The sequence below is a fragment of the Paractinoplanes deccanensis genome (genome assembly GCF_016862115.1).
GTDB lineage: Bacteria > Actinomycetota > Actinomycetes > Mycobacteriales > Micromonosporaceae > Actinoplanes > Actinoplanes deccanensis.
The window spans coordinates 1-24,436 of sequence record NZ_BOMI01000036.1 but is presented as its reverse complement, the minus strand read 5'-3'; the positions used below and the strand labels follow the sequence as shown (position 1 = coordinate 24,436).

29 protein-coding genes and 2 tRNA genes are annotated in these 24,436 nt (G+C 71.3%); 17 read left to right on the top strand and 14 right to left on the bottom strand.

From position 1 onward, the window contains the following. Nucleotides 1–2: 2 nt before the first annotated feature. Nucleotides 3–575 (top strand): Uma2 family endonuclease, encoded by a 573-nt coding sequence (locus Ade02nite_RS10950; protein ID WP_239168671.1) that lies wholly within the window; start codon nt 3–5, stop codon nt 573–575. Here Ade02nite_RS10950 and pepN read toward each other — a convergent pair whose 3' ends face one another. Then, nucleotides 576–3,137, bottom strand: coding sequence for an aminopeptidase N (gene pepN / locus Ade02nite_RS10945; RefSeq protein ID WP_203761472.1), 2,562 nt, complete (start codon nt 3,135–3,137; stop codon nt 576–578). 129 nt (nt 3,138–3,266) lie between these two features. Between pepN and Ade02nite_RS10940 the strand changes: the two genes are divergently transcribed. The 5 genes from Ade02nite_RS10940 to Ade02nite_RS10920 all read left to right on the top strand — a co-directional run bounded on the left by Ade02nite_RS10940 (nt 3,267) and on the right by Ade02nite_RS10920 (nt 6,806). After that, nucleotides 3,267–3,896: a mycothiol-dependent nitroreductase Rv2466c family protein gene (locus Ade02nite_RS10940; protein ID WP_203761471.1), complete on the top strand. Its 630-nt coding sequence runs from the start codon at nt 3,267–3,269 to the stop codon at nt 3,894–3,896. Nucleotides 3,897–3,968: 72 nt separating this feature from the next. Beyond that, the gene (locus Ade02nite_RS10935) at nt 3,969–4,181 is read left to right on the top strand and encodes a hypothetical protein (RefSeq protein WP_203761470.1); all 213 of its coding nucleotides are present in this window, start codon (nt 3,969–3,971) and stop codon (nt 4,179–4,181) included. 10 nt (nt 4,182–4,191) lie between these two features. Then, nucleotides 4,192–5,388 carry a DUF1015 family protein gene (locus Ade02nite_RS10930; protein WP_203761469.1) on the top strand — a complete coding sequence of 399 codons (1,197 nt, stop codon included), beginning with the start codon at nt 4,192–4,194 and terminating at the stop codon, nt 5,386–5,388. Nucleotides 5,389–5,390: 2 nt separating this feature from the next. Further along, a complete protein-coding gene (locus Ade02nite_RS10925) occupies nt 5,391–6,296 on the top strand; it encodes an alpha/beta hydrolase (RefSeq protein ID WP_203761468.1) in 906 nt (301 codons plus the stop codon). Nucleotides 6,297–6,332: 36 nt separating this feature from the next. After that, nucleotides 6,333–6,806, top strand: coding sequence for a ribose-5-phosphate isomerase (locus tag Ade02nite_RS10920; RefSeq protein ID WP_203761467.1), 474 nt, complete (start codon nt 6,333–6,335; stop codon nt 6,804–6,806). 89 nt (nt 6,807–6,895) lie between these two features. Here Ade02nite_RS10920 and Ade02nite_RS49195 read toward each other — a convergent pair whose 3' ends face one another. Next, on the bottom strand, nt 6,896–7,228 hold the full coding sequence (locus Ade02nite_RS49195; protein ID WP_379035918.1) for a hypothetical protein: 333 nt from the start codon (nt 7,226–7,228) through the stop codon (nt 6,896–6,898). Between the two features lie 263 nt (nt 7,229–7,491). Beyond that, nucleotides 7,492–8,709, bottom strand: coding sequence for a GNAT family N-acetyltransferase (locus Ade02nite_RS10910; protein ID WP_203761465.1), 1,218 nt, complete (start codon nt 8,707–8,709; stop codon nt 7,492–7,494). Between the two features lie 97 nt (nt 8,710–8,806). On the opposite strand from Ade02nite_RS10910, the gene Ade02nite_RS10905 reads away from it, so the two are divergent. Beyond that, nucleotides 8,807–9,418: a DNA-directed RNA polymerase II gene (locus tag Ade02nite_RS10905; RefSeq protein ID WP_203761464.1), complete on the top strand. Its 612-nt coding sequence runs from the start codon at nt 8,807–8,809 to the stop codon at nt 9,416–9,418. Here Ade02nite_RS10905 and Ade02nite_RS10900 read toward each other — a convergent pair. After that, entirely contained in the window at nt 9,411–10,208 is a 798-nt protein-coding gene (locus tag Ade02nite_RS10900; protein WP_203761495.1) for an SDR family oxidoreductase, read from the bottom strand. The genes Ade02nite_RS10905 and Ade02nite_RS10900 overlap by 8 nt on opposite strands. Before the next feature lie 112 nt (nt 10,209–10,320). Here Ade02nite_RS10900 and Ade02nite_RS10895 point away from each other — a divergent pair, with 112 nt between their 5' ends. Further along, nucleotides 10,321–11,250 (top strand): glycosyltransferase family 2 protein, encoded by a 930-nt coding sequence (locus tag Ade02nite_RS10895; RefSeq protein ID WP_239168670.1) that lies wholly within the window; start codon nt 10,321–10,323, stop codon nt 11,248–11,250. On the opposite strand, the gene Ade02nite_RS50260 is transcribed toward Ade02nite_RS10895, so the two are convergent. The 4 genes from Ade02nite_RS50260 to Ade02nite_RS10880 all read right to left on the bottom strand — a co-directional run bounded on the left by Ade02nite_RS50260 (nt 11,238) and on the right by Ade02nite_RS10880 (nt 12,925). Continuing rightward, on the bottom strand, nt 11,238–11,363 hold the full coding sequence (locus Ade02nite_RS50260; RefSeq protein ID WP_275409900.1) for a hypothetical protein: 126 nt from the start codon (nt 11,361–11,363) through the stop codon (nt 11,238–11,240). The genes Ade02nite_RS10895 and Ade02nite_RS50260 overlap by 13 nt on opposite strands. Nucleotides 11,364–11,433: 70 nt before the next feature. Then, the gene (locus Ade02nite_RS10890; RefSeq protein ID WP_203761463.1) at nt 11,434–11,955 is read right to left on the bottom strand and encodes an SRPBCC domain-containing protein; all 522 of its coding nucleotides are present in this window, start codon (nt 11,953–11,955) and stop codon (nt 11,434–11,436) included. After that, on the bottom strand, nt 11,952–12,272 hold the full coding sequence (locus Ade02nite_RS10885; protein WP_203761462.1) for an ArsR/SmtB family transcription factor: 321 nt from the start codon (nt 12,270–12,272) through the stop codon (nt 11,952–11,954). The genes Ade02nite_RS10890 and Ade02nite_RS10885 overlap by 4 nt, the downstream gene beginning before the upstream one ends. 146 nt (nt 12,273–12,418) lie before the next feature. Then, nucleotides 12,419–12,925 (bottom strand): hypothetical protein, encoded by a 507-nt coding sequence (locus tag Ade02nite_RS10880; protein ID WP_203761461.1) that lies wholly within the window; start codon nt 12,923–12,925, stop codon nt 12,419–12,421. A gap of 45 nt (nt 12,926–12,970) precedes the next feature. On the opposite strand from Ade02nite_RS10880, the gene Ade02nite_RS10875 reads away from it, so the two are divergent. After that, a complete protein-coding gene (locus Ade02nite_RS10875) occupies nt 12,971–13,699 on the top strand; it encodes a helix-turn-helix domain-containing protein (RefSeq protein WP_239168669.1) in 729 nt (242 codons plus the stop codon). On the opposite strand, the gene Ade02nite_RS50255 is transcribed toward Ade02nite_RS10875, so the two are convergent. The 4 genes from Ade02nite_RS50255 to Ade02nite_RS10855 form a co-directional block, all read right to left on the bottom strand. Further along, a complete protein-coding gene (locus Ade02nite_RS50255; protein WP_203761460.1) occupies nt 13,624–15,144 on the bottom strand; it encodes a PH domain-containing protein in 1,521 nt (506 codons plus the stop codon). The genes Ade02nite_RS10875 and Ade02nite_RS50255 overlap by 76 nt on opposite strands. Continuing rightward, nucleotides 15,141–15,638 (bottom strand): PH domain-containing protein, encoded by a 498-nt coding sequence (locus Ade02nite_RS10865; protein ID WP_203761459.1) that lies wholly within the window; start codon nt 15,636–15,638, stop codon nt 15,141–15,143. The genes Ade02nite_RS50255 and Ade02nite_RS10865 overlap by 4 nt, the downstream gene beginning before the upstream one ends. Nucleotides 15,639–15,681: 43 nt before the next feature. After that, nucleotides 15,682–16,212, bottom strand: coding sequence for an amidohydrolase family protein (locus tag Ade02nite_RS10860; RefSeq protein ID WP_239168668.1), 531 nt, complete (start codon nt 16,210–16,212; stop codon nt 15,682–15,684). Nucleotides 16,213–16,384: 172 nt separating this feature from the next. Further along, nucleotides 16,385–16,458, bottom strand: a tRNA-Gly gene (locus tag Ade02nite_RS10855). Between the two features lie 131 nt (nt 16,459–16,589). Here Ade02nite_RS10855 and Ade02nite_RS10850 point away from each other — a divergent pair. From Ade02nite_RS10850 to clpX, 5 genes are all read left to right on the top strand, one after another. After that, a tRNA-Pro gene (locus tag Ade02nite_RS10850) sits at nt 16,590–16,663 on the top strand. Between the two features lie 38 nt (nt 16,664–16,701). Next, nucleotides 16,702–18,051, top strand: coding sequence for a trigger factor (gene tig, locus Ade02nite_RS10845; protein ID WP_203761458.1), 1,350 nt, complete (start codon nt 16,702–16,704; stop codon nt 18,049–18,051). A gap of 189 nt (nt 18,052–18,240) precedes the next feature. Further along, the gene (locus tag Ade02nite_RS10840) at nt 18,241–18,870 is read left to right on the top strand and encodes an ATP-dependent Clp protease proteolytic subunit (protein ID WP_097319852.1); all 630 of its coding nucleotides are present in this window, start codon (nt 18,241–18,243) and stop codon (nt 18,868–18,870) included. Nucleotides 18,871–18,881: 11 nt separating this feature from the next. Then, nucleotides 18,882–19,547: an ATP-dependent Clp protease proteolytic subunit gene (locus Ade02nite_RS10835; RefSeq protein ID WP_203761457.1), complete on the top strand. Its 666-nt coding sequence runs from the start codon at nt 18,882–18,884 to the stop codon at nt 19,545–19,547. Nucleotides 19,548–19,761: 214 nt separating this feature from the next. After that, the gene (clpX, locus tag Ade02nite_RS10830; protein ID WP_203761456.1) at nt 19,762–21,051 is read left to right on the top strand and encodes an ATP-dependent Clp protease ATP-binding subunit ClpX; all 1,290 of its coding nucleotides are present in this window, start codon (nt 19,762–19,764) and stop codon (nt 21,049–21,051) included. Between the two features lie 72 nt (nt 21,052–21,123). Here the strand turns inward: clpX and Ade02nite_RS10825 are convergent, their stop codons facing one another. Further along, nucleotides 21,124–21,684, bottom strand: a complete 561-nt coding sequence (locus tag Ade02nite_RS10825; protein WP_203761455.1) for a PadR family transcriptional regulator — start codon at nt 21,682–21,684, stop codon at nt 21,124–21,126. A gap of 71 nt (nt 21,685–21,755) precedes the next feature. Here Ade02nite_RS10825 and Ade02nite_RS10820 point away from each other — a divergent pair, with 71 nt between their 5' ends. The 3 genes from Ade02nite_RS10820 (at nt 21,756) to Ade02nite_RS10810 (ending at nt 23,761) form a co-directional block, all read left to right on the top strand. After that, nucleotides 21,756–22,172 carry a nuclear transport factor 2 family protein gene (locus tag Ade02nite_RS10820; protein WP_239168667.1) on the top strand — a complete coding sequence of 139 codons (417 nt, stop codon included), beginning with the start codon at nt 21,756–21,758 and terminating at the stop codon, nt 22,170–22,172. Next, the gene (locus Ade02nite_RS10815; protein ID WP_203761453.1) at nt 22,169–22,768 is read left to right on the top strand and encodes a hypothetical protein; all 600 of its coding nucleotides are present in this window, start codon (nt 22,169–22,171) and stop codon (nt 22,766–22,768) included. Before Ade02nite_RS10820 ends, Ade02nite_RS10815 begins: the two co-directional genes overlap by 4 nt. A 195-nt stretch (nt 22,769–22,963) precedes the next feature. Next, a complete protein-coding gene (locus Ade02nite_RS10810) occupies nt 22,964–23,761 on the top strand; it encodes a carbon-nitrogen hydrolase family protein (protein ID WP_203761452.1) in 798 nt (265 codons plus the stop codon). A gap of 16 nt (nt 23,762–23,777) precedes the next feature. On the opposite strand, the gene Ade02nite_RS10805 is transcribed toward Ade02nite_RS10810, so the two are convergent. Beyond that, on the bottom strand, nt 23,778–23,993 hold the full coding sequence (locus Ade02nite_RS10805) for a hypothetical protein (RefSeq protein ID WP_203761451.1): 216 nt from the start codon (nt 23,991–23,993) through the stop codon (nt 23,778–23,780). Between the last annotated feature and the right edge of the window lie 443 nt (nt 23,994–24,436).

The following is a 24,436-nucleotide window of genomic DNA, read 5'->3' as shown; positions in this document are numbered from 1 at the left end:
GTTTGGCAATCACGAGCCCGGCGTCGTACACCGTCACGCGATGGAGCGCCCCCGACGGCGACTGGACCGAGCCCGATCTCCACCTCTTCCCGCAGGACGGCCACCGCTACGAGATCGTCGACGGCAGCCTGCACGTGTCGCCGCCGTCGCCCGAGGCGCACGAGGCCACGGTCCGGGCCGTGGTCACCACGCTGCGCTCGTCGGCGCCGCCCGGCTGGTGGGTCTGCGACCGCGTCGGCATCCAGATGGGTGAGAGCAACCTCGTGCCCGACGTGGTGGTGCTGCGCCCCCGTTCGTCCGGCTCGGTCTGGTGCGACCCGGCCGACGTGGCGCTGGTGGTCGAGATCGAGACGCCGGCCACCCGGCGCTTCGACAGGCTGCTCAAGCCGTCGCTCTACGCCGAGGCCGGCATCGCGTCGTTCTGGCGGGTCGAGCCCGGCCGCGCGACACCCCTGCTGCACACGTACGAGTTGAGCGGCGACCGCTACCGGCCCGTGCACAGCATCGAGGGCGCCGAGCCGGTCAAGCTCGACGCCCCCTATCCGATGCGGATCGCCCCCGCGGCCTGGCTCTGATCAGCCGGCCGCCGCGACATCCTTGGCGCGGGCCTTGAGGGCGCGCACGACGCCGTCGCGGCCCTCGGCGACCAGCCGCCGCAGCGACGCCGGCTGCCCGTCCTTGGCGAGCCACGCGTCGGTGAGCGCGACCGTCTCCTCGCTGATCTGGTAGACGGGGTAGCCGAGCATCGCGAACTCCTGCGCGGGCTCGCTGTCCGACCGGGCCCACACGTCGCCGACCACGTCGAAGAACTTCGTCGCGTACGGCGCCGTCAGCTCGACCTGCTTGGCGCTCTGGAAGCCGGTCAGCAGCGAGCGGTTGAGCCAGTTGGGCACGTCGGCCTCGCCGGTCAGCTCCGCCCACACCCGGGCCTTGTTCTCGGCCGTGGGGATCAGGGCGCGGGCCACCGCCGCCTCGCGCTCGCCGCTCGCCGTGCGGTCGGCGTCGAGCTCGTTGCCGATCTCCTCGTCGCTCGCCGCGCCGAGCGACGCCAGCGCCTGGATCAGCGACCAGCGCAGCTCGGTGTCGACGACCAGGCCCTCGGGCACGTTGTCGCCGGTCAGCCAGCCGCGCAGCACCGCCTGCTCGTCCCGCGTGCGGGCCGCGCCGATGAAGCCGCGGGCCCAGGTGAGCTGCCAGCCGCTGCCGGGAGCCGCTGCGGCGAGCTGGGCGCGGGCCATCTCGGCGAGCTGGGCGTAGCCGGTCGCCTGCCACGCCGGGTCCGCGTACTGGGCGATAGCGGTGGACGCCTGGCGGAACGTGTAGGTGGCCAGGTTGATGTCGGTCTCGGCGGGCAGGCCCGAGCAGACCAGCGTCACGTAGTCACGGGCCGCCAGCTCGGCGTCGCGCAGCATGTCCCAGGCCGCGGCCCAGCACAGCGCCCGCGACAGCGACGAGTCGAGGCCGGCGATGTGGCGCACCACCGTCGCCATCGAGCGCTCGTCGAGGCGCAGCTTGGCGTACGTGAGGTCGTCGTCGTTGAGCAGCAGCACGTCGGCCGCCTTGACGCCGGCGAGGGCGGGGATCTCGGTGCGCTCGCCCGTCACGTCGATCTCGAGCAGGTCGCGCCGGACCAGCCGGTCGCCCTCGAGGTCGTAGAGGCCCACGCCGATGCGGTGGGTGCGCAGCGTCGGGTAGTCGGCCGGCGCCTCCTGCCGCACGAGCACGCTCGCGTACGTGCCGTCGCCGTTGATCTCGACAATCGGCCGCAGCGTGTTGACCTGGGACGTCTCGAGCCACTGCGCGGCGAACTTGCGCAGCTCGCGGCCGGACGCCGACTCGAGCTCGGTGAGCAGGTCGTCGAAGGTCGCGTTGCCCCAGGCGTGCTTGCCGAAGTAGGCGCGCAGGCCGCTGAGGAACGAGTCGAGTCCCACGTACGCCACGAGCTGCTTGATGACGCTGGCGCCCTTGGCGTACGTGATCCCGTCGAAGTTGACCTCGACCGCCTCGAGGTCGGGCATCTCGGTGTAGACGGGGTGCGTCGAGGAGAGCTGGTCCTGGCGGTAGCCCCAGCTCTTGCGCACCGACAGGAACGTCGTCCAGGCGTCGGTGAAGCGGGTCGCGTGGGTGTTGCACCAGTGGCTGGCCCACTCGGCGAACGACTCGTTGAGCCACAGGTCGTTCCACCACCGCATGGTGACCAGGTCGCCGAACCACATGTGCGCGAGCTCGTGCAGGATCGTGTTGGCGCGCTGCTCGTACTCGAAGTCGGTGACCTGCGAGCGGAAGATGTAGTGCGCCTCGGCGTGGGTGACGCAGCCGAAGTTCTCCATCGCGCCGGCGTTGAAGTCCGGCACCCACAGCTGGTCGTACTTCGGCAGCGGGTAGCGCACCCCGAACTGCTCGTGGAAGAAGTCGAAGCCCTGCTTGGTGACCTCGAACAGGTTGCCGGCGTCGAGGTACTGCGCCATCGAGGCCCGGCAGAAGACACCGAGCGAGATGCCGTCGTGCTCGTCGCGCACCTCGTGATAGGGCCCGGCGCAGAGCGCGGTGATGTAGGTGCTCATCCGCGCTGACGTCGCGAAGTGCACGGTCTTGGCGCCGGGGCCCGCGGCCTCCTCGCGCTCGATCGGGCTGTTGGACACGACCTTCCAGTGCGCGGGCACCGTGGCGTGCCACGTGTACACGCTCTTGAGGTCGGGCTGGTCGAAGCAGCTGTAGACCCGCTGCGCGTCGGCCGTCTCGAACTGGCTGTAGAGGTAGATCTCCTTGTCGACCGGGTCGGGGCTGCGCTGCAGCCCCTGGCCGCTCGCCGAGTAGGCGAAGTCGGCGTCGACGACCAGCTCGTTGTCGGCGGCGAGCCCGGTGAGGGTCAGGCCCTTCTCGGCCGAGAACCCGGCGAGGTCGAGCGGCTGCCCGTTGAGGGTCGCCGACCGCACCGAGGCCGCGGCGGTCTCGATGAAGGTCTCGGCCCCGGGCTCCCGGCAGGTGAACGTCACGACCGTGGTGGAGCGGAAGGTGCCGTCGCCGGGATTGCCGTGGCCGTCGGTGAGGTCCAAGGTGATGTCGTACCCGGTGACCTCGAGCAGGCGGGCGCGCTCGGCGGCCTCCACCTGGGTCAAATTACGAACTCCGGCCACAGTCACTCTCCTCTGAGCGCACAAGCTTTCCTCCTCACCCTATGCGGACCGCCGCAGGTGGCACACCTCACCCGGGGTCCTGCACAGGACAGTCGAGCAATAGATAGTTGCTTGGGGGAGTATCGACACATGACTGAACGCAGCACGGTCGACATGTGGTTCGACCCCATCTGCCCGTGGGCCTGGATGACGTCCCGGTGGCTGCTCGAGGTGGAGAAGGTCCGCCCCCTCGACGTCCGCTTCAACGTGATGAGCCTGTCCGTGCTCAACCAGGGCCGTGACCTCCCGCAGGAGTACCAGGAGCTGATGGCCAAGGGATGGGGCCCGGTGCGGGTGTGCATCGCGGCCGAGGAGGCCGCCGGCCCGCAGGTGCTCCGCGACCTCTACACGGCCCTCGGGACGCGCATCCACCTCAAGAAGTACGAGCTGGACGAGAAGCTCTTCACGGAGGCGCTGGCCGAGGTCGGCCTCGACACCGCGCTGGCCGACGCGGCGACCAGCGACGCCTGGGACGACGCGCTGCGCGGCAGCCACGACGCGGGCATGAAGCCGGTCGGCACCGACGTCGGCACCCCGGTGATCCACGCGCCCGGCCCGAACGGCGACGGCGACAAGGTGGCGTTCTTCGGCCCGGTCGTCACGCCGGCCCCCAAGGGTGAGGCCGCCGGCAAGCTCTGGGACGGCGTGCTGCTCGTCGCGGGCACTCCCGGCTTCTACGAACTCAAGCGTTCGCGCGACATCGGGCCCATTTTCGACTGATTGCGCTTCTGGCACTCCGTACGCGTCGTTGGATGGGGTGAGATACACCTCATCCAAGACGGAGAACGGAAAATGGCCGACACCGAAGGGGTGGCACTGTCCACCATCGCGGTCCAGCGCGGTGACTGGACGAATCTCGCACCCGACCTCGCGGACCTGGTGGCACCGCCGGTCACCGTCTCGGCGTCGCCCCTCCAGCGGCCCGTCGGAGACTGGCGCAGGGGCCAGTTGGCCAGGTCACGGGGCAACATGCCCGTCGGCAAGCACCGTCGAGCCGCCCGGTAGCTTGGCAGTCATGACGGTCGTGCACCCGATCAGCAAGGCCTGGGTCACCGCTGGTGGCACCGGCGCCCAGAACTACGACGAATTCGCCGACGACGCCGAAATCACGTCCATCATCGCCGACAATCCGCATAGTTCTCTCGCTGTCGAGATGCCCCATCTCGCTCCCGAGTCGCTCGGGAAGTCCTTCACCGACTCGCTTCCCGACGCGGTGGCCCGGCTCGCGCTGGAGCGCGCCGACGGCAGCTACGTCCCGGCCGAGCAGGTCGTCGTGCTCTACCGCATCACCGGCGAGGGCGAGCCGCCCGCGTACGGGCTGTGGAGCATGGTCGACACCGACCAGATCTCCACGAGCGCCGACGAGCCCGGCCTCGTCATCCGCAACGAGGACGTCTTCCTCGAAAAGGTGCGCGAGCGCGTGGCCCTGGCCGAGGCGCTGGGGACGCTGCTCTCGCCCGTCCTGCTGCTGCAGACCACCAAGGGTGAGGAGCTGCACGCGGCCCTCGCGGCAGCCGTCGAGGCCGCCGGGGAGCCCGCCGCGGCCGACGTCGACCAGACCGGCCGCAGCCACGAGATCTGGGTGGTCGGCCCGGGCGCGCTGCAGGACGAGCTGACCGCGCTGGCCGGCGGCGGCGAGCTGGTCGTGGCCGACGGCAACCACCGCAGCCTGGCCGCGCAGACCGCCGGGTTCCCGCGCTTCCTCGCGGTCGTCACCACGCCCGCCTCGGTCGCCATCCAGCCCTACAACCGCCTGGTCAGCGAGCTGCCGGTGCCGCTCGACGAGTTCCTGGCGCGGCTGCGCGCGGGCGGTGCGACGGTCACCGAGGTGCCGCGCCCCGCGCAGGTGCCGTCCAAGGGCACCATCGAGGTGTACGCCGCCAAGCGCACCTTCGCGATCGGGCTCCCCGTCAACACCAACCTCTCGGCGGTGGACAACCTCGACCACGCGCTGGTCGAGCGGGTGCTGCTGCGCGACGTGCTCGGCCTGGACGCGGGCGACAAGCGTGTCTCCTACATCGGCGGCGACTACTCCGCCGAGTGGCTGCGCGGCGAGGTCGACGAGGGCCGTTCCGAGCTGGCCGTGCTGATCGCGCCGGTGACCGTCGACGACTTCGTCACGGTCAACCTGGAGCGGCAGAAGCTGCCCCGCAAGAGTACGTGGTTCACCCCCAAGGCGCGGGGCGGCCTCGTCCTGGCCCAGCTCGACTGAGCATGCTCAACCCGCAGGTCACGGCGGCGGCCGGGCTTCGCCCCCAGCCGCCGCTCTCGGCCGATCCCTACGAGCGTCTCCAGGGCGTGCGACGGGCGATGCTGGAGTCGAACGAGGCGGAGACCGGCCCGGCGCTGCCGTTGCCCGTCGTCGTGGACGTCGACGCCGGCGGGGTGCCCTGCCGGCTGTACGCGACGCGCACCGACGCCCCGGTCTTCGTCTACCTGCACGGCGGCGGCTGGTGCTACGGCAGCGTCGAGACCGTCGACCGGATGTGCCGGCGCGTCGCCGACCGCTCCGGCTGCGCGGTGCTGTCCGTCGACTACCGCCTCGCCCCGGAGCACGTCTTCCCGGCCGCCCGGGACGACGTCGACACGGTCCTCGCCTTCGTCCGCAAGTCCGGCGCCGACCTCGGCGTCGACCCGTCCCGGCTGGCGATCGGCGGCGACAGCGCGGGCGGCCAGCTGGCCACGGTGGCGGCCCGGCGCCAGCGCGACCTCGGCACGCCCCTCGACCACCAGGTGCTGATCTATCCGGCCATCGATCCGATGACGGCCTCGGAGTCGTACGACGAGCTCGGCTCGTACGGCCTCGACCGGGCCTCGATGAAGCTGGCCTGGGAGACGTACGTCCCCGACCCGGCGCAGCGGTTCACCCCCGACGTGGCGCCGCTCGCCGCCGACCTCGCCGGGATGCCGCCCACGCTGATCATCACCGCGGAGTACGACGCGCTGCGCGACGAGGGCGCCGACTACGCGGACGCCCTGATGGCCGCGGGCGTCCCGGTGGTGCACACCCGCTACATGGGTGTCAATCACGGCTTCGCCCGCAAGCTCGCGGTGATCGACGACGCGCGCGTTGCGGCGGATCAGGTCGCCGCCGTTCTGCGAGCATCCCTGTGCTTCTAAGCGTTCCGCGAGAGATCGTTCTGAGAGAGTGAGAGCATGCGCGTCTACCTGGGTTCCGACCACGCCGGCTACGAGCTGAAGATGCACCTCGTCAACCACCTGATCAAGCAGGGGCACGACGTCGTGGACGTGGGTCCGCACGTCTACGACCCCGAGGACGACTACCCCGCGTTCTGCCTGCAGACCGGGGCCAAGGTGGTGGCCGACGAGGGCTCGCTCGGCATCGTCATCGGCGGGTCCGGCAACGGCGAGCAGATCGCCGCCAACAAGATCGACGGCGTGCGCGCGGCACTCGTCTGGCGCAACGAGATCGCCCAGCTCGCCCGCCAGCACAACGACGCCAACGTGATCAGCATCGGCGCGCGCGAGCACACGCTCGACGAGGCCACCTCGTTCGTCGAGACCTTCCTGGCCACGTCCTTCTCGGGCAACCCGCGGCACGCCCGCCGCATCGGCCAGCTCGCCGACTACGAGCGCACCCGCGAGCTTCCGGCCCTGCCCGAGAGCTGAGCGCGGCGCGGCAAACCCGGCGGCGCCTCGGCCGCCGGCCCCGACGCCGGCCGGCCGGCTCCGCTTCGCTCCGCGGGCGACCGCGGGGCTCAGCGGTTGCGGGGCAGGTCCTCGCGGGGGACCCAGTTGCGCCGCACGATCGTCAGGTGGGCGTCCGCCTCGGCCAGCTGCTCGTCGGTGGGCCGGGCAGCGTCACGCGCCCGCAGCGCGGCGCCCACGCTGACCTGGGACGACCCGGAGCCGACGAGGCCGCGCAGGCCCCGCTCGGCCTCGCGGTCGTCGCCGCCCGGGCCGTTGCCGAGCGTGCGGCGGCCCGCGGCGCCGCCGCCGTTGCGCGGCGGTCGCGCCTCGACGGGCTTGACCTTGGGCGGCGCGGGCACCGGATCGGGCTCGTCCACCGGATCGGCGACGGGCGACGTCACGGCCTCACCGGCAGCGTCGCCGGCACCCCCGCCGGCAGCGTCCCTGGCACCCCCGCTGGCAGTGTCACCGGCGGCCACGCCGGCGCTCGCACCAGCGGCCTCGCCGGATCCGCGCGGCGTGGTCACGGCCGGCCGCGTGGCCTCGCCGGCGGCCTCACCGGGCCCGGGCGCCGCGGCGGGCGCGGCCGAGTGGGAGGGACGCACGCGGCGACGTCGGCGTTCGGGCTCACCCATGACGCCGACGGTACCGCTGCGCGCCTCACTCAGAACACCTCGAGGGCCACCGGCGGGCGATGCCATCCGAAGGCGGCCGACGGGAAGTTGCCGGTGAGCCGCCGCACCCGGCCCGCGGCGGCCAGCGCGGCGAGCGAGGTGCCACCGAGATAGGCCGCGCCGAGCTCGGTGACGGTGCAGCTGAGATCGGGCGCGTCGGCACTGCGTACACACGAGGCCTTGTCCTGATCGGCGGTGAGGCGCCACCGGCCGTTGTTGGCCTCGATCAGCGGATCGGTGACCTCGAGCACGACGTCGACCGGGAAGAGGTAGCGCCGGGCCTCCAAGGCGGCGGGCAGGTCGACCAGGCGCACCCACAGCGCGTCCTCGTACCCGCGGCCGAGCCGGCGCGGCTCGTCGACCATGTGCTGCAGCGGCTCGTCGAGCGAGGCGTAGCCGTAGACGGCGGTGCGGACCAGGTCGATCGTGAGCAGGAAGCGCCACAGCTCGGTGTAGGCGGCGGTGTCCTGCGCCACGACCTCCTGCACGCGCACCGTGGCGTCCGGCCCGTAGCCGTTCCAGCCGTCCTTGACCCGCCACAGCGCGTATCCCGCCGGGCCGTCGTCGCCCTCGGCGATCACACCGTAGAGGTCCGTGCCGCCGTTGCGCTGCCCGTCGGTGTCGCGCAGCAGGTATTGCCACCACTGGTCGCCCCGGCTCGACCAGCCGGGCCGCTCCGCGCGCAGCCGGTCGTGCAGCGCCGCGAGCTCCGCGCGCGCCTCGCCCGGCTTGACCATGCGCAGCCGCACCGGCTGCACCGGCGCCGTGAGGCGCACCTCGCGGGTGGCGATCTCGAGCCGCAGGCGGTCGGCGGCCGAGCCGTAGCCGAAGCGCGGGTAGATCGCCGTCTCGCTGGCCCAGAGCACCGCGACGGGCTCGCGGCCGGCCTCGGCGATCTCGGTGAGCTGGCGGCGCATCATGCCGCTGAGCAGGCCCCGGCGGCGGTGTGTCGGGGCGACACCGACCCCGGTGACGTGGGCGGCCGGTATCACCGCGCCCGGCACGCTGAGCTCGCGCGTCTGCGCGGTGGCGTGCCCCACCACCAGGCCGCCCGCGTCGGCCACCACCGAGCGCTCGACCTCGGTGATCCGGGTCTCCCACTCGCGGGTCTCCTCGGTCATGCGCTCGTGGAAGACCTGCCCGATGAGGTCGGCGATCGCCGGAAGATCATCGGTGGTGGCGGCGCGCAGGCGTACGGAATCGTCCATGCGCACTTGTGTAACGGACCTCGGCTCTCGAGGCGAATGATTTGCGCGCTCGGTACTCTCGATGTGGCGGGGGAACCGCCGACACAGAGGGGGAGCGATGCCGGAGCAACCGCAGTGGTCGGAGCGGACGCTCGACATGCCGCCGCAGGACCCGTGGGCCGACGCGCCCACCACGCCCGTCACGGGCCCGCCGCCTTCCGGGCACACGCCGCCCACCGCGCCTTTCCCGAAGCCCGAGGAGGCGCCGTCGCCGTTCAGCCGGGGCCGCGCGCAGGTCAACCCGCAGGCGGCGCGCCCGCGCTACGCCGAGCCCGAGCACACCAACCCGGGCTGGCCCGGTGTGGAGGCGCCGGACCGGCCCGCGTTGAGCTGGCGCTGGAGCGAGATGCGCAAGGGCGGCGAGTGGACCAGCGCCGCCGTGCTCTTCGCCTTCGTCTGCTGGGGCATCTGGACGCTCTCCGGCGACGGCGACTTCGGCACCCCGCTGATCGTGTTTCTGGTCACCCTGGCGGTGGCGGCCGGCCTGTTCTGCCTCGCCCGGCTCGTCGGCCACCTGGTGCTGGAGCGCCAGTTCGGCCGCGTCCGGCGCTCCTCACGGGGCTCCCACCTGGTCACCGCCCTGTTCCTGGCCGGCGTCGGCGTGACCTTCCTCCAGCAGACCGAGTGGGTCATGACGGCCTACCACTGGGTGGCCGACCACATCAGCTGACCGGCTTGCCGCCGGTCACGCCGAGCACCTCGCCGGTCGTGTAACTCGACTCCTGGCTGGCGAAATAGACGTACGCCGGGGCGAGCTCGGCCGGCTGCCCGGCGCGGCCCAGCGGGGTGTCGCTGCCGAAGGACTTCACCTTCTTCTCGGGCATGGTCGCCGGGATCAGCGGCGTCCAGATCGGGCCCGGCGCCACGGCGTTCACCCGGATGCCCTTCTCGGCCAGGTCCTCGGCGAGCGCCTTGGTGAAGGCGACGATGCCGCCCTTGGTGGTGGCGTAGTCGAGCAGCGGGCTGGACGACTGGTACGCCTGGATCGACGCCGTGTTGATGATCGTGGCGCCGGCCGGCATGTGCGGCACCGCGGCGCGGCAGAGCCAGAACATCGCGTACAGGTTCGTCTTCATCACGCGGTCGAACTGCTCGTCGGTGATGTCGGTGATCCCGCCCGGCTGCGCCATCTGGTAGGCGGCGTTGTTCACCAGGATGTCGAGGCCGCCGAGGTCGGACAGCGCCCGGTCGACGATCGCCCGGCACTGCGCCTCCTCGCGGATGTCGCCGGGCACCAGCACCGCGGTGCGGCCGGCCTTCTCGATCAGCTGGGCGGTCTCGCGCGCGTCTTCCTCCTCCTCGGGCAGGTAGGAGATGAGGACGTCGGCGCCCTCCCGCGCGTACGCGATGGCGACCGCGCGGCCGATGCCCGAGTCGCCGCCGGTGATGACGGCCTTGCGGCCGGTCAGCCGGCCGGATCCCCGGTAGCTCTGTTCACCGTGGTCCGGGCGCTGTGGCATCTGACCGGTCAGGCCGGGCGGCTCCAGGTCGCCGCCGTCGTACTCGGGTCCTGGGTACTTGCTGCGCGGGTCCAACGCGGCCTCCTTCGTGCGGTGTGCGGTCGAGCACGGTATGCCCGTCAAGAGCCTGGGTAATCCGTTCGCCGTGGTCGATCGAAGAGTGGGCGTCGTGATCATCACCTGGCAGCGGCGCGACGAGGCGCTGGCGGCGGTGCACCGGCTGCGGGAGCTCCCGGAGCGGCCCGCTGTCGTGCTGGTCGACAACGGCTCCACCGACGGCACGGCCGAGGCGGTCCGCTCGGCCTACCCGGACGTCGAGGTGGTGGCGCTGCCGGAGAACCTCGGCGCGGTGGGGCGCAACGTCGGGGTCGCCCGCCTGCGTACGCCGTACGTGGCGTTCTGCGACGACGACACCTGGTGGGAGCCGGGCTCGCTGGCCCGGGCCGCCGACGTCCTGGACGAGCACGACCGGCTGGCCCTGGTGAACGCGCGGATCGTGGTGGAGCCGGGCGGTGCCGACGACCCGATCGTCGGCGAGCTGCGCGACTCGCCCGTGCCCGGCCCCGACTGGCTGCCCGGCCCGGCGCTCGGCAGCTTCCTCGCGGGCGCCTCGGTGCTGCGGCGGGAGGCGTTCGAGCAGGCCGGCGGCTTCAGCGAGCGGCTCTGGCTGGGTGGCGAGGAGGAACTGCTCGCCACCGACCTGCTGTCGCTCGGCTGGGAGCTCTGCTACCTGCCCGGCCTGGTGGTGCACCACCGCGCCTCGGCGCTGCGGGACGCCACCCATCGCCGGCGCGTGGGCCTGCGCAACACCCTCTGGTTCACCTGGTTGCGCCGCCCGTTCGGCGCGGCCGTGCGCCGCACCCTCTTCCTGGCCCGGAGCGTGCCGCGGGACCGCACCTCGGCGCTGGCCGTCGCGGACGCGCTGCGCGGGCTGCCGTGGCTGGTGACCGCCCGCCGCCCGCGCCCGGCGATCGTCGAGGCGCGCCTCGCGCCGCTGGACGAGGCTCAGCGCCGCTCGACGGCCCGCCGCTACGTCGGCTGATCGTGGTTGTGCCCGTCGCGCCGGCGGGGCCGGGCGTCGCGAACGCTGGGCCAGACCGCGGTGGCGATCATGACGGCGCCGATCACGATGAGGGCGATCCAGAGAACGGTCACTGCGGGAGATTAGCCCCGGCCGGGCTCCGCGCGACGCCTCGCAACCCGGCCGGATCGTGCACCATCTGGACTATCTCTCGCCGAAGCCCTTGCCGGTCTCGAGCAGCGTCTTGAGGTCGCTGAGGATCCACGCCCAGCCGCCGCCCGCGCCGCTGTCCTCGGTGCCGGCGACCATCTCGGCCGTGCGCGGCGCCCCGGTCACCTCGTGGGTGACGGTCAGCTTGTGGACGCCCGGCTGCATCTTGGCTTCCTCGATCTCGTACGTGAGCGTGGTGAACGGCTCGGCCGCCGTGCCGGGGTCCATCAGCATCCGCCAGGTCTGCACCAGCCGGCGCGGCGGGTCGGCCTCGACCACCTCGCCGTCGACGATGATCTCGGGCACGTCGAAGCCGTTCGCCTTGGCGAAGTCCTTCATCTCCTGGGTGGCGGTCGAGCGGTAGGCGCCGCCCGGCCGCAGGTCGTACTCGACGGGAGCGGCGTACCCGTATCGGGTGGTCCACTCGGGATCGGTGATGGCGGCCCAGATCCGCTCCGGGCTCGCCTTGATCCAGACGCGGTAGACCTGGATGGTGGCGGTGGTCTCGGTGGTCATGGCTCTTCCTCCAGCGCGTTCTTCAGATCGAGAAGTGCGGTGACGTGACGCTCCGTGTATTTGTCGATCCACCGGTCGTGGATCTGCCGGATCGGTACGGGATTGAGGAAGTGCAGCTTCTCCCGCCCCGAGCGGCGTGTGACGACGAGACCCGCCTCCTCGAGAACCTTCAGGTGTTTTGCCACGCCGAAGCGCGTCATCTCCAACTCGGACTCGAGCTCGGTGAGCGTGCGGCCGTCACGCGCGTGGAGCAGGTCGAGCAGGAAGCGCCGGCTCGGATCGGCCAGCGCCTTGAACACCAGGTCGTCGTCGGCCATGACGCAAAGTTATGAGACCAATAGGTCACATGTCAAGCCTTAAGGTTCCCTTCATAGACGTGCGTCGAATTGATCGGCTACGTTGACGGCCGCGCGACGGGCGCAGACGCGCAGCGCCGGGTGGCGGCCCGGCGCTGCGCCCCGCCTCACGCCCGCCGCGCGGCGAGCATCTCCTGCTCCAGCGCCCAGTCCCCGCCGGCCTCCGACGTGTAGCCCAGCCATCGGAAGCTCGTCGCGGTCATCTCGGTGAACACCCAGCGGACCGCGGTGCCGCCGTCGCGCACACCCTCCTGCTCGATGTCGCCGTCCTTGCCCGCGCGGCCCGTCAGCCGGGTGACCCGCCCGGCGGGAGAGAACCACACGATGTGCCAGACACCCTGCCCCGGGTCGTAGTGCCGCACCGTGCTGCCGGTCATGCGCACCGGCCATCCGCCCGCGCCCGGCTCGGTGAACCACATGACGTCCTGAACGGTGTGCCCGGCCAGCACCCACCCGAACGTCCACACGACCGTGCCGGCGCGCCACTCGCCGGTCTCCGGGACGCGGTACCGGTTCGTCAGGTCCCACGTGCCCACCAGCCGTCCGTACAGCTCCATCTCGTCCTCGTGCCCGGCCCAGGGCCCGGCGGCTGCCAGTTCCTCCGCGAAAGTCATGCGCCGACTCTCGTGAACGCGCCGCGCGCCGTCTTGAATGTTCTTGTGGTGCTGGAACACCGGGCGTTGCTCGACGCCCCCTTCGCCCGGATCGCGGCCGTGCGCTGCGCCGGCCTCGACAGCCCCAGCGAGGAGGTCTCCGCGGCCGCCGTGGTGCTGGTGCGCGCCGGCGTCTTCCGGCGGCGCTGCGACGGCCGCGCCGCCCTGGCCGACGTCACGACCGGCTACCTCCAGCGGCCCGGCGAGACACAGCAGGTCGACCACCCCGCCGGCGGCGACGTCTGCACCTCGATCGGCGTCGCGGAGGAGCTCGCGGACCGCTTCGCCCACGCCGGCCGGGTCGTCGTACCCCCGGCGGCCGACCTGCTCCACCGCAGGCTGCTCGCCGCCGCCCCGCCCGACCGCGCGGACCTCGCGGGCGATCTGCTCGCCGCCCTGCTGCCGGCCTCCTCGATCAACTCACCGGCCGTCGAGCAGGCGCGGCTGATGCTGAACGCCGCGCCCTCGACACCGCTGGCCGAGCTGGCCGCCGCCGCCGGGTGCTCGCCGTGGCATCTCTCCCGGTCGTTCCACCGGGTCGCCGGCATCACGATCGGCACCTACCGGCGCCGGCTGCGGGTGCGTGCCGCCCTCGACGAGATCGCCGGGCACGCGGACGCCGACCTCGCGGCCGTCGCCGTGCGCCACGGGTTCGCCGATCAGTCGCACATGACCCGGTCCGTGCGCGCCGAGACGGGCCGCACGCCCGGGTCGCTGGCCTCCTCGATGAACTGAGCGGCCAGCTCGGGCGTGGCCTCGCGGGCGAGGGACAGCGCCTGCTCGGTGCCCGCGTCCGGGGCCCGGTAGAAGCGGTCGCCCGCGGCGGTGGGGATGCCGACGGTCATGCGGCCGCCCCAGCGCTGGAGGATCGACTGCTCGAACGTCCAGCCGATCACCGCACCCCGTCGCAGGGTCACGGTCTCGCGGTGGAGCGCGCCGCCGCGGACCACCAGGTACGGCCCGGCCGTGGTGTGCCCCAGCGACCGGTACGCCACCACGGCCATCGGCAATGTCACCGGCATCACCGTCAGCGGCAGCGGCCACACCCATCCCGGGAGCGCGCCGCTGAGGGTGAACAGCAGCAGGAGGCCGGCGAGCAGGGCCGGGCCGTACGCCGCCCAGCCGAGCCGCCGCACGAGCGCCCCACGCGGATGCCGCCGCAGGGGCGCCTCCAGCGGCCGATGCCCGTCCGCCAGCACCCGGGCCGCCACCTCCCGCGCCTCGCCCAGGCGCAGCCGCGGCAGGAGCGCGCCGGACCCCGCGTCGCCCACCTGGCTCAAGCCGGTCGTGACCACCTTCGTCTCGGCCAGCCCCAGCCACCGCCAGGCGAGGGGCTCCCGGAACGCCAGCCCGCGCAGCCGGCGGTCGTCGCGCTGCACCGTGCGGGTGCCGAGCAGCCCGCGGCGGCTCACCAGCGCGGTGGCCGGCGGCGTGCCCGCCCGGACCAGCTCGAAGCCCCAGTTCTCCAGCAGGAACGCGCCGGCCGCGGCGGCGACCCCGATCGGGTACCCGACGGCGGCGCACAGCAGCACGCTGCCCACCACGCCGAGCGATCCCCAGTCGGCCAGCCCGCGCGCGACGCCGAGCAGGTCGACGCCGAACGGCCGCAGCAGCCAGTAGAGGCTGAACAGCGGCCCGGCCACCAAGAACACCGCCCAGATCGTGACGATGTTGAGCGGCACCCACTGCCACCGCAGCCGGGCGATGACGGTCTCGGCCGGCGCCTCCTCCGGCTCCGGGGCCGCCGCGCCCGACAGCAGCTCGCGCTCCAACAGCGCCGCGTGCCGCCGATCGAGGGCGTTGAGCTTGAACGACGAGTCGTGCTCGCCCGACCCGACGTGCACCACCCGCAGCCGGAACAGCCGCTGGAGCGCCTTGGCGCTGCTGTCCACGCTGCGGATGCGGTCGCGCGCCACGGTGCGGTGCCGCCGGGCCGCCCAGCCGCTGCGCATCTCCACCCGGTCCGGGCCGATCCGGTAGCGCGTGGTCATCCAGCGGAGCAGGTCGGTCAGCGCGCCGAGCACGCCGGCGGCCGACCCGGCGACGAGCGCCCACACCGGGCCGTCGTCGTTGAGCACCACCGCGCCGAGGTAGCCGGGCACGCAGGAGAGCGCGACCCGGACGAGATCGAGGTGGACGACCCGCACGCTGAGCCGCCGCCAGGCCCCCTCGCCGGTCATGTGGCATCACCGGGCGTCGCCGCGGTGATCCGGCGCAGCTCGTCGACGGTCTCGTCGGCGACCCGAGCGTCCAGCCCCTCGATCGAGATCTTGCCCTCGCCGGACGCGGTGGTGACCCGCACGGTGGCGAGCCCGAGCGCCTGCTGGAGTAGCCCACGCTCGGTGTCGATGCTCTGAATCCGCGAGATCGGCACGATCCGCCACTTCTTGGTGAGCCATCCCTCCAGCGCGTAGACGGCGTCGCCGGTCGCCTCCCACCGGTGCACCCGGTAGCGCCAGGAGGGCATCAGCACGACGTTCACCAGGTAGATCGCCGCCAGGACCAGCAGCACCGGCCCCAGCCAGGGCCGGGTGACCTCGGCCAGCGTGTAGACGGCGCCGAGCGTGCCCAGCACCCCGGCGCCCCAGAGCAGGGCCTGGAGCGTCCGCCAGAGCACGAACCGCGGATCGACCCGATGCCGCGGCGGCCGCAGACGAAGCCCCGACCCGCTCATGGCCTCACGGTAGCCAGCGGGGCCAATCACTCACCGTGGCCACTCAGCCGATGGCGAGCCGGGTGGGTGTGCCGCGCCGCCAGACCGTGCGCAGGTTCAGCGTGTCGTCGATCTGGGTGGTGGGGTCGCCGTCGACGAGGAGCACGTCCGCGCGCAGGCCCGGGGCGATGCGCCCGCGATCGTCGAGCCCGAACAGGCGCGCCGGTGTGGAGGTCGCCGCCCGGAGGGCCTCGACCGGGGTGAGGCCGGCCCGGACCAGGTACTGAAGTTCGTGGTGGAGGCTCGCGCCGTGTGCCACCCCGGCCATGAAGGGCAGCGGGAACGGGGCGGCGTCGGTGCCGGCGAGCAGGTCCACGCCGGCGTCGTGGAGGGCCTTGACCGAGCGCAGGACGTGGTCCAGCTCGCCCTGCGGATACCGGTCGTAGCTGCCGCGGAGCAGACCCGTCCAGGCGCTGCCCAGACGCGCGCAGACCCGCGGATCGTCGGCGAGGGCCGACGCGGTGATGCCCATCATCGAGGCGTTCAGGACGACGCACGGTACGACGAAGGCGTCGCCAAGCGGCGTCCGTGGCACTGGGCGCAGTCACCGCATCGTGGGGGTCTGGGGGCTGGGCCCGAAGGCGTCACCAAGCGGCACCCGTGGCACTGAGCCCAGCCACCGCACCGTGGGGGTCTGGGGGCTCGGCCCCCAAGCAAATATGCGGAACGCGACGGCCCGCGCACCCCGCGGGCAGGGGGAGGCCAAGTGGAGCGGGCGACGAGAATCGAACTCGCGTAATCAGTTTGGAAGACTGAGGCTCTACCATTGAGCTACGCCCGCGACGTCCCGTGTGAACGGGGTCCGCGACCACAGCTTACTAAGTCATCTCGCGCCTGCGCGAACCGGATGGGGCCTCCAGGTGACTCCAGCGCACGCGTGGGGAAGCGGACCGCATACACTGGCCACCGCCACGGGGTGTGGCGCAGCTTGGTAGCGCACTCGCTTTGGGAGCGAGGGGCCGTGGGTTCAAATCCCGCCACCCCGACTGACATCATCTATTCCGCAGCAACAAGGAGTACGCCTGTGAAGAGCACCGTCGAGACTCTGAGCCCGACGAGGGTGAAGCTCGCCATCGAGGTGCCGTTCGAGGAGCTCAAGCCGAGCCTGCAGAAGGCGTACCGGGAGATCGGCGCGCAGGTGCAGGTGCCGGGCTTCCGTCGCGGCAAGATCCCGGCAGCGGTCATCGACCAGCGTGTCGGGCGTGGCGCGGTCCTGAACGAGGCGGTTCAGGAGGCCATCCCGCAGAAGCTCCTCGCCGCCGTGCAGGAGCACGACGTCAAGACGCTGGGCCGCCCCGAGGTCGAGATCACCGAGTTCGCCGACAACGAGCCGCTCAGGTTCACCGCCGAGGTGGACGTGCGGCCCGAGATCACCGTCCCGGACCTGTCGGCCATCAAGGTCGAGGTGCCGGCGGTCGAGATCGGCGACAACGAGATCGACGAGCAGATCAACGGCCTGCGGGAGCGCTTCGCCACCCTCAAGACCGTCGAGCGGCCGGCCGCCGAGGGCGACTACGTGCAGCTCGACCTCAACGCCACCGTCGACGGCGTCGAGGTGCCGGGCGGCTCGGCCACCAACATCTCCCACGAGGTCGGCAGCAAGCAGCTGCTCCCGGGCCTCGACGAGGTGCTGGTCGGCATGTCCGCCGGCGAGGACAAGACCTTCACCACCCAGCTCGTGGGCGGCGACTTCGCCGGCCGCGACGCCGAGGTGGCGGTCACGGTCCGCAGCGTCAAGGACAAACAGCTCCCCGAGATCGACGACGAGTTCGCGCAGCTTGCCAGCGAGTTCGACACGCTCGACGAGCTGAAGAACGACCTGCGTGAGCGGCTCACCAAGGTCAAGAAGGTCGAGCAGATCTACGCGGCCCGTGACGAGGCCCTCAAGCAGCTCGTCGAGGCCGCTGACATCCCCGCTCCCGAGGGCGTCGTCAAGGACGAGGTCGAGGGCCGCAAGCAGGCGATGACCGACCAGCTCGAGCGGATCGGCGCGACCCTGCAGGACTACCTCACCTCCGAGGACAAGACCGAGGAGCAGATCGACCAGGAGCTGACCGAGGCGGCCCAGGAGGGCGTCCGGATCCAGCTGCTGCTCGACACGATCGCCGACGCCGAGGACGTGCAGGTCTCCGACGACGAGTTCGGTCACGAGATCGTCCACCGGGCCCAGCGCGCCCAGATGCAGCCGCAGCAGTACTACGACCAGCTCGTCCAGTCGGGCGCGGCCGCCGCGGTCTTCGGCGACGTGCGCCGCGGCAAGGCGCTCGCCTCCGTGATGGAGCAGGTCGAGATGAAGGACAGCGAGGGCAACGTTCTCACGCTCGACGACCTGCGGGCCGCCAGCGAGGACGAGCACGCCGGTCACAACCACTGATCGATCAAGGCGGGAGCCGCTGCCCCTGGGGTGGCGGCTCCCTGCTTTTCACCGGGCACGTGCGCTCATAGCGAACACCTGCCCGAGCGGGAAGCCGATGCCCATTCCACCGGTTAGGTTGGGCGTACGACGGACAACCTGCCGGCCCGCGAGCACCGGGGCCGACACAGTCAGCTGTGAAGGGCTGCCATGACCGATCTTCACCTCCCCGCGAGCCCCCTGCTGCGCGGTGACTCCATCAGTGGCAACCTCGACGACTCGGTCTACAACCGCCTCCTGCGCGAGCGCATCATCTTCCTCGGCAGCGAGGTGACCGACTCGGTGGCCAACCGCATCTGCGCGCAGCTGCTGCTGCTTTCCGCCGAGGATCCCGAGCGCGACATCAACCTCTGGATCAACTCGCCCGGTGGCTCGGTCTACTCGGGCATGGCGATCTACGACACGATGCAGTTCATCGACAACGACGTCTCGACCGTGGCGATGGGCATGGCCGCGTCGATGGGGCAGCTGCTGCTGTGCGCCGGCACCCCCGGCAAGCGCTACTCGCTGCCGCACGCGCGGATCATGATGCACCAGCCTTCGGGCGGCATGGGCGGCACGGCCGCCGACATCGCCATCCAGGCCGAGCAGATGCTTTACACCAAGCGCATGTTCCAGGAGCGGGTCGCCTTCCACACCGGCCAGACCCAGGAGCAGATCGAGCGCGACTCCGACCGTGACCGCTGGTTCACGGCGGAGGAGGCCAAGAACTACGGCTTCATCGACCAGGTGATCACCGGGGCCACGCAGGTCCCCGAGGGCGCCGGAACGCTGAACTGAGGAGCGGAACAATGACTGACCTGACGATGCCTCGCGGGTTCGCGCCGGTGACCAACCGCTACGTGCTGCCCTCCTTCATCGAGCGTTCCTCGAACGGGATGATGAAGGAGACGAACCCGTACAACAAGATGTTCGAGGACCGGATCATCTTCCTCGGCGTCCAGGTGGACGACGCGTCGGCCAACGACGTGATGGCCCAGCTGCTGACGCTCGAGAGCAGCGACCCGGACCGCGACATCACGATGTACATCAACTCGCCCGGTGGCTCCTTCACCGCCATGACGGCGATCTACGACACCATGCAGTACGTCCGCCCCGACATCTCGACGGTCTGCCTCGGCCAGGCCGCGAGCGCCGCGGCCGTGCTGCTCGCCGGCGGCACCCCGGGCAAGCGCCTCGCGCTGCCCCACTCCCGGGTACTGATCCACCAGCCGGCCACCGAGGGTGGCTACGGCCAGGGCTCCGACATCGAGATCCAGGCGCGCGAGATCCTGCGCATGCGGACCCAGATGGAGGAGATGATCTCCCGCCACACCGGCCGTACCACGGAGCAGGTCCGCAAGGACGTCGACCGCGACAAGATCATGACGGCGGACGAGGCCAAGGAGTACGGCATCGTCGACACCGTCCTGGTCAGCCGCAAGAAGACGCTGCAGGCCGTCGGCGCCGGCAACTGAGAAGAAGCGTATCGTCAGGGGCCGGCCGGCCCGCGTTAGACTGGCCGACCCCTGACACGCCCGTTTTGGGGGGTCGGAGAACAGCCCCTTTGCGGGTAACGTCGAGCATGCAGCCTCAGTTACGCGGTTCGGCAGACGATGAGAAGGCAACGGGGCATTTCGACCTCGGATCCGGGCCGGGAACAGCCGGCCGATGAGCTCAAGGAGAACGTAGGTGGCACGGATCGGCGACGGCGGCGACCTACTGAAGTGCTCCTTCTGTGGGAAGTCGCAGAAGCAGGTCAAAAAGCTCATCGCGGGCCCCGGGGTCTACATCTGCGACGAGTGCATTGACCTCTGCAACGAGATCATCGAAGAGGAGCTGGCCGAGACCGGCGAGGTGAAGTGGGAAGAGCTTCCCAAGCCGATGGAGATCTGCCAGTTCCTCGACCAGTACGTGGTGGGTCAGGAGCAGGCCAAGAAGGCCCTCTCCGTGGCGGTCTACAACCACTACAAGCGCATCCAGGCCGAGTCGAGCGGCGCACCCGGTGCGGGCAGCGACGTCGAGGTGGCCAAGTCCAACATCATGCTCATCGGCCCCACGGGCTGCGGCAAGACCCACCTCGCCCAGACGCTCGCGCGGATGCTCAACGTCCCGTTCGCGATCGCCGACGCCACGGCGCTGACCGAGGCCGGCTACGTCGGTGAGGACGTCGAGAACATCCTGCTCAAGCTCATCCAGGCCGCCGACTACGACGTGAAGCGCGCCGAGCAGGGCATCATCTACATCGACGAGGTCGACAAGATCGCCCGCAAGAGCGAGAACCCGTCGATCACCCGCGACGTCTCCGGCGAGGGCGTCCAGCAGGCCCTTCTGAAGATCCTCGAGGGCACGGTGGCCAACGTGCCGCCCCAGGGCGGCCGCAAGCACCCCCACCAGGAATTCATCCAGATCGACACGACGAACGTGCTGTTCATCGTGGGTGGGGCGTTCGCCGGCCTCGACCGCATCATCGAGTCCCGGGTCGGTCACGGCGGCGTCGGCTTCGGCGCCAACCTCCGCTCGATCACCGAGCGCAACACCGACGACATCTTCAGCAAGGTCATGCCCGAGGACATGCTGAAGTTCGGCCTGATCCCCGAGTTCATCGGCCGTCTGCCGGTCATCACCACGGTCCGCAACCTCGACCGCGAGGCGCTGATCAAGATCCTGACCGAGCCGCGCAACGCGTACGTGAAGCAGTACCAGCGGCTCTTCGAGCTGGACGGCGTCGAGCTCGAGTTCGATCACGGCGCCCTGGAGGCCATCGCCGACCAGGCCATGCTCCGCGGCACGGGTGCCCGCGGCCTCCGCGCCATCATGGAGGAGGTCCTGCTCTCCGTGATGTACGAGGTGCCGAGCAACCCCGACGCCGCCCGCGTGGTCATCACCCGCGAGGTCGTCCTCGAGAACGTCAACCCGACGATCGTTCCGCGCGAGTTCGTCGGCCGTCGGCGGCGAGAGCGCGAGGAGAAGTCCGCCTGATCTCCGGCCGCCGTCCCTCCTTCGAGGGGCGGCGGTTTTGCGTACGGGCGCACAAGCGCGCAAATCAGCGCCCTAGGCTTCGCGCCGTTCCGCGAGCCGCCGCAGCACGAGGGTCGTCCAGCGGATGTTCTGCTCCTCGTAGAGGATGCCCGCCAGCAGCGTGAGGTAGGGCCCGACGGGATCACCGTGCCGGAGGAAGTCGTCCTCGGCGCGCCCCGCGAGCAGGCGGTCGCGCAGCTGCTCGTAGCGGGCCAGCTTGTCGCGTGAGCGCCGGAGCCGCGCCTCGGCCGTGGCGGCGAGCGCGCCCGGGTCCGCGGCGGCGTCGACGGCTTGAAGCTTGACGAGGAACTCGTCCCGGATCGCGGCGGGCCGCGCCGGAGCCTCGACGAAGTCGCGCAGCGCCGCCCGGCCGTCCTCGGTGAGGGTGAAGACCCGCTTGTTGGGCCGGCGCTGCTGCTCGACCACCCGCGCCTCGACGAGGCCGTCCCGTTCGAGCTTTTCCAGGTCGCGGTAGAGCTGCTGCGGCGTCGCCGACCAGAAGTCCGCAACCGACACGTCGAACCGCTTCGCCAGCTCGTACCCCGATGCCTCGCCGTGCGACAGCGCCGCGAGCACCGCATGCCGCAACGACATCTGGACAGCCTCTTCCCGCCGGACTAGCGTCGAACGCACCTATTCAACTTGTTGAGTATAGGGGCCTTCTCGTGAGCGCAACGACACCGCCGACCTCCAGCCGCCCGCCGACCCACCCGTTCCGCGCCGCCGTCGAGTCCGGCGACATCGGCGCCGCCATCGCCCTCCTCGACGACGACGTGGTGTTCCACAGCCCCGTGGTCCACCAGCCCTACCGCGGCCGTCAGGCGGTGGCCGAGATCCTCCGCGCCGTCGTGCAGGTCTTCGAGGACTTCCACTACGTACGAGAGATCAGCACGCCCGGCGCCCTCGACCACGCCCTCGTCTTCCGCGCCCGAGTCGGCACCCGCGACCTGGAGGGTTGCGACTTCATCCACCAGACCCCCGACGGCCGCATCGACGAGCTCACCGTCATGGTCCGCCCGCTGAGCGCCACCCTCGCCCTGGCCGAGGCCATGAAGGCCCGCCTGGCCGCCCAGCCCCGATGACACCGCCTCGCGCACGCGTCCACGTCGTGGAGGCGAAGCCCGAGGCCGTGGCTCTGGCCGGCCTGGCCCCCGTGCACTACCGCGAGGGATTCGCCCTCGACACCGACGCCCGCCTCAGCGCCGAAGAGTGGGCGCGCCTCATCCTCGAAGGCGCCCCACGGCTCGCCCGCGCCAAGATGCTGCTGGCCTGGACTCTGCTCGGCGTGGACCTGGCGCCGCTCCGCTCCCCGAACCAGGTCCTCGGCTGGCGCATCCAGCACAACACCCCGGACACGATCGTCCTGTCCACCCGCGCCACCGCCGGCGTCACCGCGCGCCTGATCCTCCACATCGCCCCAGCCACCAACCTTCCCGCGGATCCGGCGTCAGTGGTTGGCGCTGCCTCGCCTTCGCCATACCTCTTCGCGGGTCCGCCGGCTGGCGGCGCCGTCGAACCGGCGGGGGATGTCCATGTCGCCGGGGCGGCGAGGCTGACGCACGTCATGCTCGTTCGCTACGACCGCGGGCTGGGACGCCACCTATGGACCCGGTTCGCGCCCGCGCATCGGCGCTTCTACGTGGGCCTCCTCGCCCGCGCCGGCGACGTAGCCCGCTGAGGTTTCCCTGCCCCCGGTCCCTCGCCCGCTCGTGTGAACGACGCGTCAGGCCGGCTCGGCCGAACAGGTCCGGGCCCCGGCGGCCCCACCACCCGCCGCAGTGACGCCGAGCGGAGGGCGCGAGATGCCCGCCTGGGTGCTGGTCGTTCACGAGCAAGCGTTGGCGTGGTGCGGGCGCGCTCGTAGGCTCGGGACATGCGCGTTGCGGTGTGCCAGCTGAACGCCCGGGACGACCGGGACAAAAATCTGGAGACGGCCCGGGAGCTGCTCGCACGGGCGGCCGCGGGCGGGGCCGAGCTGGCCGTGCTTCCGGAGTATGTGGACTACCTGGGCCCGGGGGAGAGGGCGCCCAAGCCGGAGGGTGTGGACGGCGAGTTCGCCGCCTTCTTCGCCCGGGCCGCTCGGGAGCTCGGCATCTGGGTGCACGCCGGCTCCTTCCACGAGAGCGGTCCCGACGCGCGGCACACGTACAACACCTCTCTGGTCTTCTCGCCCACGGGCGAGCTGACCGCTCGCTATCGCAAGATCCATCTGTACGACGTGGAGATCGCCGGCCGGGTCTCCTATCAGGAGTCGCGGTCGGTGGCGCCGGGAAGCGAGACCGTCGTCGCCGAGATCGCGGGAGTGCGTACCGGTCTGTCGATCTGTTACGACCTTCGGTTCCCGGAGCTCTATCGGCGGCTCGCCGTGGAGGGGGACGCCCGGATCCTGGTGGTGCCGGCCGCCTTCATGATGCACACCGGGCGTGACCACTGGGAGGTTCTTCTGCGCGCCCGCGCGATCGAGAACCAGTGCTACGTGGTCGCGGCGGGGCAGATCGGAGATCACGACCCGGGCCGTACGTGTTTCGGCCGCAGCATGATCGTGGACCCGTGGGGCACCGTCGTGGCTCAGGCCCCCGACGAGGTCGGTGTGGTGAGCGCGGAGCTCGACATGGAGCGGCTCTCGCGGATCCGGGCCGAGCTGCCGAGCCTGGCCAACCGTCGTCTCTGACGTGATGTTGCCGGGGTCACAACAGCTGCACTAGGTAACCGACCACTGTCAGTCCGATCACGGCTCCGCCGGCCAGCAGCATCGCGCCGCCCATGCGGGACGGGCCGCGCATGACCAGCTTGCGCACCGACAGCACGACCGTGACCAGCACAAGTGCGCCGATCACGAACTGCCAGAACGGGACGACCATGTCGGTCAGAGCGTCGGCGCCCAGCGTCGGGGAAGCACCCATGAGCCCACTCTTTCACGGTGGAAGCCCTCTATGGGCGGTCTCGCGGCACCAGTGGGCAGGGGGGTCGATTTGCATGCGCGGCACCCGGTCGCGTAACTTTCTCTCTGCCCGCGGGAAACCGGGACGGAACGGAGCGAAAGCGACGGGCCGGAACGGAGGCTCCGGGGGCACGCGCTAAGCTGGACGGCGCGGCCGGGCGAGGTTGGTGCAAGGGAACTTGCGCCGACGAGAACGACCGGGTAAGGTAGTCGGGCCGGACAGGAGCCGGGCGGACGGATCTCTCAGAGATCGTCGGCCGGTCTGACGGCCACCTTCACGACTCACCCGCTTAGCGGCGGGTTCGAAGCGTGGAAAAACTTGGGCGGTGCGAGCAAGATTTCAGATCTTGCGCTCGCGAAGCCGACCAGGTAAGTTTGAGCGGTTGCCTCGGGGCAGTTGACCGA

Coding starts and splice junctions, on each gene's coding strand:
- Ade02nite_RS10890 (WP_203761463.1), bottom strand. CDS start 11,955: ATGACCACCGAGACCACCGCCACCATCCAGGTCTACCGCGTCTGGATC.
- Ade02nite_RS10825 (WP_203761455.1), bottom strand. CDS start 21,684: ATGTCGTTGCGGCATGCGGTGCTCGCGGCGCTGTCGCACGGCGAGGCA.
- Ade02nite_RS10905 (WP_203761464.1), top strand. CDS start 8,807: ATGCCGGAGCAACCGCAGTGGTCGGAGCGGACGCTCGACATGCCGCCG.
- Ade02nite_RS10930 (WP_203761469.1), top strand. CDS start 4,192: ATGACGGTCGTGCACCCGATCAGCAAGGCCTGGGTCACCGCTGGTGGC.
- Ade02nite_RS10805 (WP_203761451.1), bottom strand. CDS start 23,993: ATGGGTGCTTCCCCGACGCTGGGCGCCGACGCTCTGACCGACATGGTC.
- Ade02nite_RS10840 (WP_097319852.1), top strand. CDS start 18,241: ATGACCGATCTTCACCTCCCCGCGAGCCCCCTGCTGCGCGGTGACTCC.
- Ade02nite_RS10940 (WP_203761471.1), top strand. CDS start 3,267: ATGACTGAACGCAGCACGGTCGACATGTGGTTCGACCCCATCTGCCCG.
- Ade02nite_RS10925 (WP_203761468.1), top strand. CDS start 5,391: ATGCTCAACCCGCAGGTCACGGCGGCGGCCGGGCTTCGCCCCCAGCCG.
- Ade02nite_RS10900 (WP_203761495.1), bottom strand. CDS start 10,208: ATGCCACAGCGCCCGGACCACGGTGAACAGAGCTACCGGGGATCCGGC.
- Ade02nite_RS10880 (WP_203761461.1), bottom strand. CDS start 12,925: ATGACTTTCGCGGAGGAACTGGCAGCCGCCGGGCCCTGGGCCGGGCAC.
- Ade02nite_RS10815 (WP_203761453.1), top strand. CDS start 22,169: ATGACACCGCCTCGCGCACGCGTCCACGTCGTGGAGGCGAAGCCCGAG.
- Ade02nite_RS10920 (WP_203761467.1), top strand. CDS start 6,333: ATGCGCGTCTACCTGGGTTCCGACCACGCCGGCTACGAGCTGAAGATG.
- Ade02nite_RS10935 (WP_203761470.1), top strand. CDS start 3,969: ATGGCCGACACCGAAGGGGTGGCACTGTCCACCATCGCGGTCCAGCGC.
- Ade02nite_RS10810 (WP_203761452.1), top strand. CDS start 22,964: ATGCGCGTTGCGGTGTGCCAGCTGAACGCCCGGGACGACCGGGACAAA.
- Ade02nite_RS10885 (WP_203761462.1), bottom strand. CDS start 12,272: ATGGCCGACGACGACCTGGTGTTCAAGGCGCTGGCCGATCCGAGCCGG.
- Ade02nite_RS10910 (WP_203761465.1), bottom strand. CDS start 8,709: ATGGACGATTCCGTACGCCTGCGCGCCGCCACCACCGATGATCTTCCG.
- Ade02nite_RS50255 (WP_203761460.1), bottom strand. CDS start 15,144: ATGACCGGCGAGGGGGCCTGGCGGCGGCTCAGCGTGCGGGTCGTCCAC.
- Ade02nite_RS10895 (WP_239168670.1), top strand. CDS start 10,321: ATGCCCGTCAAGAGCCTGGGTAATCCGTTCGCCGTGGTCGATCGAAGA.
- Ade02nite_RS10865 (WP_203761459.1), bottom strand. CDS start 15,638: ATGAGCGGGTCGGGGCTTCGTCTGCGGCCGCCGCGGCATCGGGTCGAT.
- Ade02nite_RS10835 (WP_203761457.1), top strand. CDS start 18,882: ATGACTGACCTGACGATGCCTCGCGGGTTCGCGCCGGTGACCAACCGC.